We start from the raw sequence: 14,361 nt of genomic DNA on the forward strand, positions 1-14,361 counted from the left end.
CTTCAATCTAATATCAAGTGAATCTTAAGCACTCACATTTAACATTTAAGAGTTAACTCACTCTTTATTAGCTCGCTCTTAACGCAGCAATACGTTTCTCTAATGGAGGATGACTCATCATCATTTCCGCCATTGAACGTTTGCCGTTAATACCAAAGGCAGACATTTGTGCAGGCATTGCCGTGCTTTCTGGACCTTGGCGTAAACGCTCAAGCGCAGCAATCATCTTGCCTTTACCCGCTAAACGGGCCGCGCCTTCATCGGCTTTGTACTCACGAATACGTGAGAAGTAAGCGACGATGATTGAAGCCAAGATACCAAATAACATATCCAACACGAAAACCACGGCCATGTAAGCAAACATGCCTAAACCTTCGCCTTCTTCATCATTGCTCGACACAAAGTTGTTAATAATGCCAGCAACCACACGAGCCGCGAAGATCACGAAGGTGTTAACCACACCCTGGATGAGTGTCAAGGTCACCATGTCACCGTTGGCAACGTGGCTCACTTCGTGGGCCAATACGCCTTCGATTTCATCTTGGCTCATGCCATATAATAGACCCGTACTCACAGCCACTAATGAATTGTCTTTGCTTGGGCCTGTAGCGAACGCGTTCATGTCGGGTGATTGATAAATCGCCACTTCTGGCATTTTAATCCCCGCTTGCTTAGCTTGACGGGCCACCGTCTCCACTAACCAACGTTCGGTACTGTCACGTGGGGTGGTGATGACTTCACAACCCATGGTCTTTTTCGCCATCCATTTTGAAATGGCTAAGCTGATAAAGGCCCCACCGAATCCAAAAATGGCAGCGAACACCAGCAGTCCACCCATAGTAGACGTGTTCACGCCTAGAATAGACATCACAATTGAGGCTACTAGCAACACAGCTAGGTTAGTCGCAATCAATAGAAATATACGCTTCATTTCAGCTCCTTTAGGGCAAGAATAGGCCATTTAACTTTGTTCAAAGACATAATATGTCCAAATCATCGAAATTCAAGTGGTAAAAGAAAAGAGTTTTTAAAATAGGTTATCTTTCTCGTATATAGACACTGCCTTTCATGGCCGAGAGTCTAGGGACAGTATATTAATCGAAACTTAAACTTATGCCCAAGCAACCTCAAGAGACGAGTTTCATCGCGTTCTAAGAGCTTTAATTCAAGGCGCATCAATCACTGACTTTTGCATTGATGCCACACAGAAGTAGAATGCCCCGAACGCTCCATCTTGGTGGGGATCACTATCTTGAAAAACACCGCCGCTAGCCGTGCTAGAGCGCAATTCTGCTTTAACTCTGTATGTTTATCGGAATTAATCTTTGTTAACATACCAATACACTCTGAGATTTCAGGATACAAAATGACAATCAACGCCCTACTACTGAGCAGCTCTCGTGTCGGTGATACGCCTTATCTTGCCCACGCGATCCCTTTTATTAAACCGCTCACCGCCAACGCACAAAAATGGATTTTTATCCCCTATGCAGGGGTTAGCATGAGTTATGACACTTATTTAGCGTCTGTCGTGACTGGGTTAGCTGAGCTTGAACTCGATATCAGTGGTATTCATCAGCATCCAGACCCTAAACAAGCAATAAAAGATGCCGATGGAATTTTAATCGGTGGGGGTAACACCTTTCACCTGTTACACCAACTATATCATTATGATCTGGTCGCGCTTATTCGTGAGCAAGTCGCCCTTGGTAAACCTTATATCGGCTGGAGTGCGGGTTCAAACGTATCGGGACTGAGTATTCGCACCACTAATGATATGCCGATCATCGAACCGCCTTCGTTCAACGCATTAAACTTAGTGCCGTTCCAGCTCAATCCACACTATTCCAATTACCAAGCACCGGGCCACAATGGTGAAACCCGTGCCCAGCGATTATTAGAATTCACTAAAGTCGACCCATTAACCCCAGTGATCGGCATAGTTGAAGGCTCAGCTTTGTGGCGACAAGGAGACACACTATCACTCTTAGGTGACAAACCTGCGTATTTATTCTGTGGTGAGCAGCAAGAGATCCTAATTCCTGTGGGCAGTGACCTATCGCACTTACTCAAGTCCTAATATCCACGTTAGCATATCTAAATGGGCTCACAGTTAACACCGTGAGCCTGAATCACTCATTAGCAATAATTAAGATTAACTATTTGATATTGTAATTTTTTAATTAACACTCTCGATTCAACTGCGCCAATTTTGTGTAAAAATGCCACTGAATTCAATGAGAACAGTGTTAGCTCAGCCAAGACAGTTTTTACTGCAGTACCAATTGCGATTATTTATCGTAAAATCACACCGCAAAGTATTGAGAACTACACCTAAAATAGCGCCAAGCATAATTTATGTTACAAATCTCTAGCTACGCAGGTAAAATTATCCCTCACCTCAGCTACTCGAATCCCACGACTGAGGATTTTATAGCAGACAAGTTATTAATATTTAGGGATTAGATAGACTGAAGCATATATTGTGCCTATGAATCAGCGTCATTTTAGTAAGGAGTTTCCATTTTGCGAATGAATCTTATGATGAATTACCCTACCGGTTATCCGGCATTACTCAAAAAACTACCTTTTGTCATCTTGACCGCCATCGTCTATGTCGTCGGCATAAACAACGTCAATGCCGCAGCGGCAGAGACAACACCAACGCCTGCACCAGAGAAGAAATCTAAAAAATTCTCCCAAGACACAGTTATTGAACTCGCTCAACAACTGTCGCAAAAACCATTTAAAGAAGCGAAAAAAGCACCTAAAGAACTGGTTGATCTCGATTTCGCGACCTATGGCAAAATCAATTACCAAGAAAATGCCGCGATTTGGGGCGGAACACCGACCAAATTTTCGGTACAACTTTTTGCTCCAGGCTTTCTCTATAAAAACCTTGTCGATATCGACGTGGTCGAAAACAGCAAAGCTATTCCAATTGAGCTAACAGAAGCTTCGTTCGATGTCCCTAACGACACCATTGAAAAACTCATCACACAAGTGGGCCAATACGCGGGTGTGCGTTTACATTACCCTATCAATGATGATGAAATAAAAGATGAATTCATCATGTTTCAAGGTGCGAGCTATTTTCGCGTGCTCTCTAAAGGGCAAACCTATGGCTTGTCTAATCGAGGTTTAGCGATTGATGTCGCTCAGCCAAAAGGTGAAGAATATCCCCTGTTTAAGCGTTTCTGGGTCGAGCGTCCATCTAAATATCAGACGGCAATTGTGGTTCATGCTCTGCTAGATAGCCAAAGTGTCACTGGCGCCTATCGTTTTGGTATTTATCCCGGTTCACCATCACGTGTCGAAGTGGATGTAACCTTATTCCCACGCAAAGATATCCAGCATGTGGGTCTTGCACCGCTGACCTCTATGTTCCTCTTTGGCGGACTCGATAACTCAGATAAACCCGATTACCGCCCACAAGTACATAACTCCGACGGCCTACAAATCGATCGCGGTAATGGCGAGCGCCTATGGCGCCCATTAAATAATCCTAACAAACTGCAGATCAGTGCTTTTGGCGATGAAGATATAAAGGGATTTGGTCTTATACAACGCCATCGTAAATTTGAAGACTATCAAGATCTGAGTGCAAACTATCAACTTCGACCTTCTGCATGGATTGAACCCCTCAATGATTGGGGCAAAGGCCAACTGGTGTTACTTGAAATTCCCTCTAATGCTGAAACCAACGACAACATAGTTGCCTATTGGGAGCCGCAAGGCGGACTGAAAAAGGATCAGCCCTATAAATACTCCTATCGCATAACGGCCTCAAACGACAGCCCTTCTACGGCGTCAAAAGCACGTGTTGTCCGCAGTACTAAGGGGCAAGTGTTAGCAAAAGGCAAAGAATTACTTATCGATTTCAGTAACATCAAGCCGCAAGATATTGATAAAATTATCATCGATGCCAGCATCAGCAAAGGTAAAATCCTGTCGTCTCGGATTGTCACCCACCCGGACATCAATGGCGCTCGAGTATTTATCAGCTTCGAACCAGAAAGTACCAATGTAGCCGAACTGAGAATACAGCTTAAGAAAGACGATAAACCACTTGCAGCGACTTGGCTGTACCGCTGGAATAGCGATGATTGGCAATAAACTGATATTCACGAGTATCATTGTCTAACAAACATAAACTGACTGAGTAAATGAATAAAAGCGCCAGTTTTTACTGGCGTTTTTTTATGCCTAGGGTTTTATTTATAGGTTTTATCTCTAGCATAAATAGAATAAGCCAAGGCTAAAAACTCACGACCTGCTTTTCAGCAAACATCATCCCATACCTTATCGCTCGACTTCTCTGCCTATATAACTACTGGCTTACTTCAAAATGACACTATCAGCTTAAAACGTAGCACTATTGTGTGATTTTAGGGTTATTAGCCTCTCCTGATGTGCGTCGCCGCAAGGACCTCTGCGAACTAAAGTAAGCAGTACGTTAAGTGCGTCAGTCAAGTTTGACCTTAAACCCCTCACGAAGAATGCCGACTAAAAGTAGAAATCTAAATGCAAAAAAGCCTCGATATACATATCGAGGCTTTTTCTTTTTTGGTACCCGAGGCCAGACTTGAACTGGCACGCTGTTACCAGCGAGGGATTTTAAATCCCTTGTGTCTACCGATTCCACCACTCGGGCAAACGCTGAATATTAATGACGGGAATCATGTCAAAAATATTATTAACTCTACACCATTAACGCTTAACACTAATAAATCTATTTAATAAAGCCTATTGAAGATTCGGACTTTATTTTTACCATCACTATCAAAATAATGGTACCCGAGGCCAGACTTGAACTGGCACGCTGTTACCAGCGAGGGATTTTAAATCCCTTGTGTCTACCGATTCCACCACTCGGGCAAACTCTTTATATTAACGACGGGAATCGTGTCATTAATACTTTATATCTATGGAGGCGCGACCCGGAGTCGAACCGAGATCGACGGATTTGCAATCCGCAGCATAGCCATTCTGCCATCGCGCCATAGTTGCTAACTTATATTGAGTAGAATTAGACTTAAAAAATATTGGAGCGACATATCGGGTTCGAACCGATGACCTATACCTTGGCAAGGTATCGCTCTACCAACTGAGCTAATGTCGCATCTTGTTTTACTATTCACCCAGATAAACAAAGCATTTCACTTTATTACCTAGCTAATATCAAACGTCAATATTTGATAACGTTAAGACTTTGTTTGCACATTGCCTCTTGTCTACGGGGTGGCATTCTACCGATTTACCACCCAGTGTCAACCGCTGTTTTATCGATAACTTACTGCTTGCACACTAAATAATCTCTTTGATTTTTTATTGCACTATTCAGCGGTAAGATCTTTCCAAGCGGCTAAAATGTAACTCATCATTGACCAAAACGTTAATACAGCGGCGATATATAACAGTACAAATGCGGCATTAGTCATTAAAGGATTGTATTGCCAAATCAGCCCAATAATTGCCACCATTTGTGCAGCCGTCTTATATTTACCAATCCAAGACACGGCGACAGTACCACGTTTACCAATTTCAGCCATCCATTCCCTCAACGCTGAAATGACAATCTCGCGACCAATCATAAACAGGGCGGGCAATGTCAGCCAGATATTCGCGTATTGATCGACCAACAAAACTAAAGCTGTAATCACCATCAACTTATCAGCGACTGGGTCAAGAAAAGCGCCAAAACGAGTTAATTGTTTCAATTTACGGGCAGCATAACCATCTAATGCATCCGTTAACGCCGCGAGCCAAAAGGTAAATGCGGCAACAAAAGGGGTCCAGTCATAGGGTAAATAAAACAGCACCACAAAAATGGGCAGTAAAAAAAGCCTGAAAAGAGTTAATGCTATAGGTAAGTTAAACGGCATGATCAAACCAGTTAGTCAAAAGCAGCGCCAATCTTGCCTTAATTTTATCACCCTCGCAATGCATCATGAATGGTTTGTGCCATTTCTATGCTGATCCCTGGTACTTTGACTAATTCCGCCACACTTGCACCTTTCACTTCCTGCAAGCCTCCTAAATGCTGTAACAAAGCTTTACGGCGTTTAGGACCAATACCTGGAATCGATTCCAGTGTTGAAGTATTACGGGTTTTCTGGCGACGGTTACGGTGGCCAGTGATTGCAAATCGATGGGATTCATCACGAATATGTTGGATAAGGTGCAGTGCTGGCGAATCCCCTTCGAGGGAAAAGCTGGTTTCGGTATCCCCTAAGATCAAGGTTTCAAGCCCAGGTTTACGGCCCTCACCTTTTGCCACCCCAATAAGCTGCGGTGCTTTATCCAAATGAACAAACTTTTCATCCACTATCTTTTGAGCAATACGCAACTGCCCTAGCCCACCATCAATAAACAAAATGTCAGGGATTTTACCGCCTGCCTCAATCTTATCGAAACGGCGGCTTACCGCTTGCTTCATTGCCGCGTAATCATCGCCCGGCGTAATACCCTCGATATTATAACGACGATATTCGCCTTTATGCGGCCCTTCGCGATTAAACACCACACAGGAGGCAACGGTGCTCTCCCCCATGGTATGACTGATATCGAAACATTCCATCCGCTGGATAGGCCCACTCAACTCTAAGATTTCTTCGAGTAACACAAAACGCTGTTCGACGGTGTTCTTATGGGACAGGCGCGTAACCACTGCATTCGTCGCATTAGTCACGGCTAAACGTAAGAAGCTCGCCCTGTCGGCGCGAACATTGGTCTTAATCGAAAACTTTTTATCTAGCGCCTCTGAAATCGCCGCTTCAAGTTCATGTAATTCTTCAAAATTATGGCTAATCACCACTTCTTTGGGAATAGTGCGTTGAATATCTGCATTTAAATAAAACTGTAGGATAAAGGAGCGTAGCACCTCATCCATATCAGTTTGGGCTGGCACTGAAGGATAATAACTACGACTGCCAAAAATTTTACCTTCGCGGATAAATAGCAGGTGGAAACAGGCGATGCCTGACGCATAATGCACCCCAATAACATCCATATCGCCTTTATTATTAGAGACTTCCTGTTGCTCGGCAACTTTACGCAGCGCCATGATCTGATCGCGAAATCGTGCAGCCTGTTCATAGGCCTGCTGCTCGGCCGCAAGTTCCATTTTATCAACCAAGGCGCTGATCACTTGCTGATCTTTCCCCTTTAAAAACAGGCTGGCTAATTTCACTTGCTCATCATAATCAGCGTTACTGACTTTGCCCACGCAGGGCGCGCTACAGCGAGACAGTTGATATTGCAAACAGGGGCGTGAGCGCGATTTGTAGTAAAGATCGTCACATTGACGAATAGGAAACAGCTTCTGCATCAAATGCAGGCTTTCACGCACGGCGCCGCCATTGGGATAAGGACCAAAATAGTGGCCTTTTTCCCGCTGCGGACCGCGATGATAGGCGAGCCTTGGGTGTTCGTGCTGGCTTAATAAGATGTAAGGATAAGATTTGTCATCACGCAATAACACATTGTATTTTGGCATGTATTGCTTGATGTAATCATTCTCAAGCAACAGAGCATCTGTTTCACTGTGGGTCAGCGTCACATCAATATGGTGAATATGTGAAACTAAGGCTTGGGTCTTAACATTACCGAGGTTTTTACGAAAATACGAGCTGAGCCGTTTTTTAAGATCTTTGGCTTTACCCACATAAATGACGTCATTCTTGACGTCATACATGCGATAAACCCCAGCGGAGGATGAAACAGTACGTAAGAAACTTTGGGCGTTAAATTCATTAGACATCATTCACACCCACAGTTTTGGAGACTTAACACAAACAACATAGGAACATGTAATCCAAGAACTCGCTAGATTAAAGTCATCGACCAACGCAATCCACTTCCCATTAAAAATGGCCAGCATCCAACATCTTATAGCGAATAGCTAACCGCGTTAGTTCGACATCACCACTGATCCCCAGCTTAGCAAATAAACGATAACGGTAACTGTTAACGGTTTTAGGACTTAAGTTCAGTTGCTCAGAAATATCGTTAACCTTCTCGCCATTAGTGATCATCAACATGATCTGTAACTCTCGCTCGGACAAAGACTTAAACGGGTTTTCATCGGCAGGATTAAACTGACTCAGCGCCATCTGTTGGGCAATTTCTGGGGACAAATAGCGTTGTCCGCGAGAGACCTGACGTATCGCTTGCAATACTTCTGGTGGCGTCGCTCCTTTTGTTAAATAGCCCGAAGCGCCAGCCTGCATCACCTTACTTGGGAACGGATCTTCCGTGTGTACAGTTAATACAATAATTTTTGCATGGGGTTGATATCGTAAAATTTTTCGAGTGGCTTCCAATCCGCCCATCCCAGGCATATTCATATCCATTAAGATCACATCCGCTTCATTTTGGCGAGCCCACTGCACCGCAGTCTCACCATCAGGGGCTTCGCCCACGACTTTGATCCCACGTTCATCTTCCAAGATGCGGCGGATCCCAGTTCTCACAAGCTCATGATCGTCAACCAAATATATCGAAATCAACTTAACCCACCTTTTACAATTTACAGCTCGATCCGTGTGTTAGAAAAAGCAACATGGCAAACGGATAACGAGTTCATAGGGCTAATTTAGCCCAACAACCCCATTTCGCAAAGCATAAATTCAACATTGTTAACTAGATGATATTTAAAGGAAGGATTCCAGAATAGCATACCAATAAAAAGCGTTTAAAAACGAAGCAATAACCCCAGAATGACCAGCCTAAAATCCCTGTTAAATCGATATCAAAATATCCAGCAAATATAGGCAATTTTTCAGTTCAAGAAAAACAAAAGGCCATCATTACTGATAGCCTTTCACGTGAAAATAGCAGAAGAGATACGCTTAGAATCAGGAACCTAAGGTTTTTAAATAGCTTAAATGCAAAAAGGCGTAAGAACTGCACTTAGAATGGAGAACCCTAGCTCAAATTTCACACACAAAAAAGGCCATGAATAAACATGGCCTTTTTTGTAAAAATATGGCGGAGGAGCAGGGATTTGAACCCTGGGTGAGCTATAAACCCACGCCGGTTTTCAAGACCGGTGCATTAAACCACTCTGCCACCCCTCCGAACGAGCGAGATAATAGCTATCTCTGTCGCCACTGTAAACTTAAATTTATGGTTAATCGTGTTGATTGACTATTTCATATTCACTTAAATCGAAAGCCGTGAACAACAAAGGACTTAGGATGAGAAAATTGAAATGAAAATTGCACAAACAAGAAAGGCCATCATTGCAGATGGCCTTTCCCGTGAATATGGCACAGAAGCTGCGCTTCAAATCAGGAACCCAAGGGTTCAAACGATATGAATGCAAAATGCCGCTAATTGCTTAGCGGCATTTTGACTAAATATGTCGCAGGAGCTGAACTTAGAATGAGGAACCTTGGTTCAAATTGCACAAACAAAAAAGGCCATCATTACTGATGGCCTTTTCCGTGAATATAGCGGAGGAGCTGCGCTTCAAATCAAGAACCCTAGGGTTCAAACTGTATGAATGCAAAATGCCGCTAATTGCTTAGCGGCATTTTGACTAAATATGGCGGAGGAGCAGGGATTTGAACCCTGGGTGGGCTATAAACCCACGCCGGTTTTCAAGACCGGTGCATTAAACCACTCTGCCACCCCTCCGAGCGAGCGAGATAATAGCTATCAACTACTCTGCTGTAAACCCTTAATTTAAAGAAGCAATCTACATGGTCAATCTACATCCAATCCGCTTAAAAATATTGCGTTATTCAACTTATCTTTGACACCCTTGTCTGTTGAAGCGCCATTTTAAGATGGCACACTTCGCACTATATTAAAACTAAGCTCGATTGATATTGATTAAACGGTCAGATAGTTTCTGCATCTCAAGGCTTAACACATCAAGCGCCGTTGCATCGAGAGAGTTATCTTCACTGATGCTATTTATTCGCACCGCCAACTCATTAATTTCTTGAGTGACTTGGCTTTGCTGCTGAGCAGCTAACGCGATTTGTTGGGCACGCTGTGAAATATCATCGAAACTTTGTACGGTACTCGATAGAGAATTGGCAGCGCCCTCAGCCTCCGTAACCGCATGGACAGTGCGGGACTCCCCAGCTTGCATTGCTTGCACAGCGAGCCGCGAAGCCGATTGCAAAGCGTTAATCATGGTACTAATTTCATTGGCCGAATCTTGAGTTCGCCCCGCAAGGGTTCGAACTTCATCAGCAACGACTGCAAAACCACGACCCTGATCGCCCGCTCTAGCCGCCTCAATTGCCGCATTGAGAGCGAGCAAATTAGTCTGCTCAGAAATCGCCTTAATCACATCTAATACAGCGCCCACCTTTTGACTGTCTTGGGCCAATTGGGATATCACCTTAGTTGCGTTGGCAATTTCTCCTGATAATGCCTCGATGGAAGTATTGCTGGCTGCAACACGAGTTTGCCCTTCTCGCACTACAATCAAAGACGATTGCGCAGTTGCAGCACAATCATTGGTATTATTCGCGACTTCCATAGCGCTTGAAGACATTTGCGTTATCGCAGCGGCTAATTGTGCACTCTCCAGCCGCTGTTGCTCTGCGCGCTGAGCTAACTTACGGCTAAGTCCGCTTAATTGCGTTGCCTCAAATTGAATTTTCTTCGCTTCTTGAGTGATCAGATCTAACATTGCCCTTAACGTCCCTGCATAGGTGTTTACGGCTCGGCGCAAAGCACCAATCTCATCATCCCGCTGAATTTGCAGTTCAACATTCGCCCCCAAACTACCGCTCCCAAGGGAAGCAATTTGATCTGTGGTTTCCTCAAGTTGCGCCAACAGTTTTTTACCCGATAACCAAGCCAGAGAAAGTAAAATGGCGAGTAATGGTAATAAAAACAATAAAATATCAAATGTCAGCTCACGGGCAAGCCCTGTGACTCGCGTTTTAGGCGTCACAAGGCCAATCACCCATCCAGTATCAGGCATTACAAAAAGGCTCACCTCACTCGCCTGATTAAGTCTTCCATCCTTATTTAAGCTTACAGACACCACTTTGTTGATTGAGGTTTGCTTAAGTGCAGTTTCAACGGGGGCAAGCCAAGGTAACTGCCCGACGAGATCCGTAAAACGTAACATAGTGTCGGACTTATTCGTTTCAGGAAAATGTAAGATATTACCCGCTTGGTCTAAAGCGAAAGCATAACCGTCAGTTACATTGCCATGTTCTGTTAAAAATTTGGCTAAATCATCAAGTTTTAAATCTATCGTTGCGACCCCTGCAAATGTCCCCGTGAGACGATATGGCACACTGCATGTCACCATAGCCACCTTTGTAACCGGATCTTGATAAGCCTCTGACCATAAACATTGAGATACTGAGCTAGTCCGCGCGCCCGTATACCAAGGATCATTATGATACCCAGGGCCAGATGGCGCATTATAGTCATCCGAATAAGCCAGTAGATTATCGCTACCACGGGCCCAGAAAAAACTGTGGCGGATACTCCCAACGACGAATTTATCTGGCTCAGGCCAGATCCCGCCCCCAGCGATAGTGAGATCGCCATTGTTATCAATCAAATTAGGTAAGGAGTTAAGATAAAGAGCTTGCTCGTGGGGCAACACTTCGGCGAGGTGTGCAAGGCTTAAAGTAATCCCCTCAATGCTTGCCAACTTAAGGGCGAGTTGCCTCACTATACTGCTACCGGTTTGCTCAATTAACTGTTGACTCGCCGCCACCACTCGAGGCTGCCCTCGAAGTGACATCACACCAAAAACCGCGAGCCCAGTCAGTAGAAGCAGCACTACGCTACCCATTGTGAGCCGCTGCGAAATACGTGTAGGTAACAACATAGCTTTCTCTACTTAAAATAAGTCACCCAGATGGGAGAATTGTTCGGCCGTATGATCCAAGACTGTCGAGAATCATACGTCGCACCATCCTAGTGCAAATTTTAAAGACCATAAAAACCATTAACTTGGCCACAAACTTAGTGTAGACCATAAACGAGAAGCGCGGATAAAAAAGCCCATTAATCAGTAGCAGTCATTGATATCAGAATGAAGAATCTAGAGTTAACACAATGAACAATCATGACAGATAGCCTTTCCCTAAAGCATGGCACTGACGCCACGTTTAAGGTCAAAACCCAAGAGCGGAAATAGCACAAACAAAAAAGGCCATCATTACTGATGGCCTTTTTTGTGAATATGGCAGAGGAGCTGCGCTTCAAATCAGGAACCCAAAGGTTCAAACTGTATAAATGCAAAAAGCCGCTAATTGCTTAGCGGCTTTTTGACTAAATATGGCGGAGGAGCAGGGATTTGAACCCTGGGTGGGCTATAAACCCACGCCGGTTTTCAAGACCGGTGCATTAAACCACTCTGCCACCCCTCCGAACGCCGAAAATAATATAAGTATACCGCTAACTTGTAAACCTCAATTTTTAAATATCGAGTCAAATGCTCAACTTATGTTCACCCCGATGTTTTTTACAACAAATACATGGCCAGTTTCAAGGAATAATCAAGTAAACAGAGGTAAAAAGACCTATACAGTGAGAGACTTGTCGTCTTGGTATGGTAAAATCACTGCAACTTTTCACGGTAAATGCTTATATGAATTCACTCTTGATACCCACGTCTTCACTCGCACCTGAATTTAGCCTGCCAACCCTTCCCGAAACGGCTGACAATCTAAGCGCATTACTCTTAGGACAAGAGCGTGCTGTGGATGCGTTTAAACTCCACCAAGCTATTGTCGATCAGCACTTGTATCTGGCTGATTTCCCGAGCATTGACCGCCAATTAATGATCCAAGCCTGTATTGATAGCCTAGCGCCGTTATCTCCAGCTTATTTAGTGGCAACACGCCCGACTGACAAAGCGGCAACATTTCAGTGGCAATCAGGGAAACCACAGGAAAACCAGGTCAGTATTGCCGAAAAAACGACTCGCTATCGCTACCTCAGTGGAAATATTCGCCGTGTAGACCTCATTGGCCGTATGGCACAAACAGGAACAATAAGTCAGTATCAAGCTGGTGCTCTGGCCGAATGTCATTATGTATTTATTTGCGCCGAGTCACTTTGGAAACGTGAAGGTTTATGGGAATTAGTGATGCAAATCCTCACCCATAAAGCGTATCAGATTAGCAATAACTTAAGTCCTATCCCGCTCAATTGTAAAATTGTCCTTATCGGTGCAGGAATGATTTATAGCCAAGTCAGAACTGAGGATTGGCAATTTCAACGTCACTTTACCCTACTAGCAGAACTCGCTAGCGAAATCGACTTGGTCCGTTATACAGAGTCACAATACGTCGCATGGTTGCAAGCGGTTGCACAAAGTGTCGAGGTCACTCTAGAACAATCAAGCCTAGCGCCACTTTTTCGTTATAGTGCACGTTTAACTGAACATCAGCGCCGCCTCAGTTTGTCTATGCTCGAGTTTGCCCAACTGATGGTGCAAGCTAAAGCCTATTGTGGTAAACCGAGTATCAATGCGAGCAGTATTGAGCTCGCGTTAGCCCAAGCCAACTATCGTCATAACAGCTCGGAAGAGTATTCAGGTCAAAGCTTCGATGACAACTTCATAAATCTGCCAACTTCGGGTGCTATGGTTGGTCAGATCAATGGCTTAACTGTCATTGATGCCATCGATTACAGTTATGGTGAGCCAGCGCGGATCACGGCATCTGTTCACTACGGTGATGGTGAAGTCGCCGATATCGAAAGAAAATCTGAACTTGGTGGCAATATACATGCCAAAGGAATGATGATCCTTTCTGCCTGTTTGTACCGTATCTTTGGGCGAGATGCACCATTACACCTAAATGCCAATATCGTTTTCGAGCAATCCTATCAAGAAATTGATGGTGATAGCGCATCACTCGCCGAATACTGCTGTTTGATGTCAGCGATTGCCGAACAACCCATTATTCAGTCACTGGCAATAACTGGTGCATTGGATCAATTTGGTAATGTGCAAGCGATTGGTGGCATCAACGAGAAAATTGAAGGCTTTTTTAATCTGTGTGAACGTCGTGGTCTCACGGGAGAACAAGGCGTCATCATGCCCAAATCGAACGTGTTACAGCTTAACCTCAATCCCAAAGTGATTACAGCTGTAGGCAAAGGCTTATTTCACCTCTATGCAATCGAGCATATGGACCAAGCTGTTGAGCTATTAATGCAAATGCCTGCGGGTGTAGCCGATGAAGATAATGATTTTCCACATGATTCATTATACGGCCTTGTGCAGGAACGATTAGACAAGCTCGCAGGAAATGGCGAGGAGGAAATCGGCATAATCACGAGATTACTCGCAAAATTGGGATTTTTTCGCCGCTAATTAGCTGATCGGAGTTGTTTAGCTTACACGTGTTCGCTAATCTT

General features: G+C 44.2%; 8 protein-coding genes and 7 tRNA genes. 3 read left to right on the plus strand and 12 right to left on the minus strand.

Translation table 11 applies throughout. The features are described 5' to 3' along the window. Nucleotides 1–67 precede the first annotated feature (67 nt). Entirely contained in the window at nucleotides 68–931 is an 864-nt protein-coding gene (gene htpX, locus L5M18_RS06485; protein ID WP_006082065.1) for a protease HtpX, read from the minus strand. Nucleotides 932–1,366: 435 nt separating this feature from the next. Here htpX and pepE point away from each other — a divergent pair, with 435 nt between their 5' ends. Together pepE and L5M18_RS06495 are read left to right on the plus strand one after the other, a co-directional pair. Further along, nucleotides 1,367–2,080, plus strand: a complete 714-nt coding sequence (gene pepE / locus L5M18_RS06490) for a dipeptidase PepE (RefSeq protein WP_219235326.1) — start codon at nucleotides 1,367–1,369, stop codon at nucleotides 2,078–2,080. Between the two features lie 452 nt (nucleotides 2,081–2,532). Next, nucleotides 2,533–4,116 carry a glucan biosynthesis protein G gene (locus L5M18_RS06495; protein ID WP_263196358.1) on the plus strand — a complete coding sequence of 528 codons (1,584 nt, stop codon included), beginning with the start codon at nucleotides 2,533–2,535 and terminating at the stop codon, nucleotides 4,114–4,116. A 451-nt stretch (nucleotides 4,117–4,567) separates the two neighbouring features. Here the strand turns inward: L5M18_RS06495 and L5M18_RS06500 are convergent. From L5M18_RS06500 to L5M18_RS06550, 11 genes are all read right to left on the minus strand, one after another. Continuing rightward, a tRNA-Leu gene (locus tag L5M18_RS06500) sits at nucleotides 4,568–4,654 on the minus strand. A 137-nt stretch (nucleotides 4,655–4,791) separates the two neighbouring features. Further along, nucleotides 4,792–4,878: transfer RNA gene (locus tag L5M18_RS06505), tRNA-Leu, on the minus strand. Between the two features lie 50 nt (nucleotides 4,879–4,928). Further along, nucleotides 4,929–5,002, minus strand: a tRNA-Cys gene (locus L5M18_RS06510). Between the two features lie 44 nt (nucleotides 5,003–5,046). Further along, a tRNA-Gly gene (locus L5M18_RS06515) sits at nucleotides 5,047–5,122 on the minus strand. 214 nt (nucleotides 5,123–5,336) lie between these two features. Beyond that, the gene (pgsA, locus tag L5M18_RS06520; RefSeq protein WP_028759642.1) at nucleotides 5,337–5,885 is read right to left on the minus strand and encodes a CDP-diacylglycerol--glycerol-3-phosphate 3-phosphatidyltransferase; all 549 of its coding nucleotides are present in this window, start codon (nucleotides 5,883–5,885) and stop codon (nucleotides 5,337–5,339) included. 47 nt (nucleotides 5,886–5,932) lie between these two features. Beyond that, a complete protein-coding gene (gene uvrC, locus L5M18_RS06525) occupies nucleotides 5,933–7,762 on the minus strand; it encodes an excinuclease ABC subunit UvrC (RefSeq protein WP_113940885.1) in 1,830 nt (609 codons plus the stop codon). Nucleotides 7,763–7,865: 103 nt separating this feature from the next. Continuing rightward, complete coding sequence (uvrY, locus tag L5M18_RS06530; protein WP_006082070.1) at nucleotides 7,866–8,510, minus strand: UvrY/SirA/GacA family response regulator transcription factor; 645 nt, start codon at nucleotides 8,508–8,510, stop codon at nucleotides 7,866–7,868. A gap of 479 nt (nucleotides 8,511–8,989) precedes the next feature. Continuing rightward, nucleotides 8,990–9,080 (minus strand) — tRNA-Ser (locus tag L5M18_RS06535). Between the two features lie 471 nt (nucleotides 9,081–9,551). Then, a tRNA-Ser gene (locus tag L5M18_RS06540) sits at nucleotides 9,552–9,642 on the minus strand. Nucleotides 9,643–9,820: 178 nt separating this feature from the next. Further along, complete coding sequence (locus L5M18_RS06545; RefSeq protein WP_263196305.1) at nucleotides 9,821–11,818, minus strand: methyl-accepting chemotaxis protein; 1,998 nt, start codon at nucleotides 11,816–11,818, stop codon at nucleotides 9,821–9,823. Between the two features lie 453 nt (nucleotides 11,819–12,271). Beyond that, nucleotides 12,272–12,362 (minus strand) — tRNA-Ser (locus tag L5M18_RS06550). A gap of 221 nt (nucleotides 12,363–12,583) precedes the next feature. On the opposite strand from L5M18_RS06550, the gene L5M18_RS06555 reads away from it, so the two are divergent. After that, nucleotides 12,584–14,317 carry an AAA family ATPase gene (locus L5M18_RS06555; RefSeq protein WP_263196307.1) on the plus strand — a complete coding sequence of 578 codons (1,734 nt, stop codon included), beginning with the start codon at nucleotides 12,584–12,586 and terminating at the stop codon, nucleotides 14,315–14,317. Nucleotides 14,318–14,361: the final 44 nt, after the last annotated feature.

The organism is Shewanella sp. SM20 (assembly GCF_025654545.1).
Lineage (GTDB): Bacteria > Pseudomonadota > Gammaproteobacteria > Enterobacterales > Shewanellaceae > Shewanella > Shewanella oncorhynchi.

Excerpts from the sequence above, each read along its gene's own strand:
- uvrC (WP_113940885.1), bottom strand. The coding sequence starts at position 7,762 with ATGTCTAATGAATTTAACGCCCAAAGTTTCTTACGTACTGTTTCATCC.
- htpX (WP_006082065.1), bottom strand. The coding sequence starts at position 931 with ATGAAGCGTATATTTCTATTGATTGCGACTAACCTAGCTGTGTTGCTA.
- pgsA (WP_028759642.1), bottom strand. The coding sequence starts at position 5,885 with ATGCCGTTTAACTTACCTATAGCATTAACTCTTTTCAGGCTTTTTTTA.
- L5M18_RS06555 (WP_263196307.1), top strand. The coding sequence starts at position 12,584 with ATGAATTCACTCTTGATACCCACGTCTTCACTCGCACCTGAATTTAGC.
- pepE (WP_219235326.1), top strand. The coding sequence starts at position 1,367 with ATGACAATCAACGCCCTACTACTGAGCAGCTCTCGTGTCGGTGATACG.
- L5M18_RS06495 (WP_263196358.1), top strand. The coding sequence starts at position 2,533 with ATGAATCTTATGATGAATTACCCTACCGGTTATCCGGCATTACTCAAA.
- L5M18_RS06545 (WP_263196305.1), bottom strand. The coding sequence starts at position 11,818 with ATGTTGTTACCTACACGTATTTCGCAGCGGCTCACAATGGGTAGCGTA.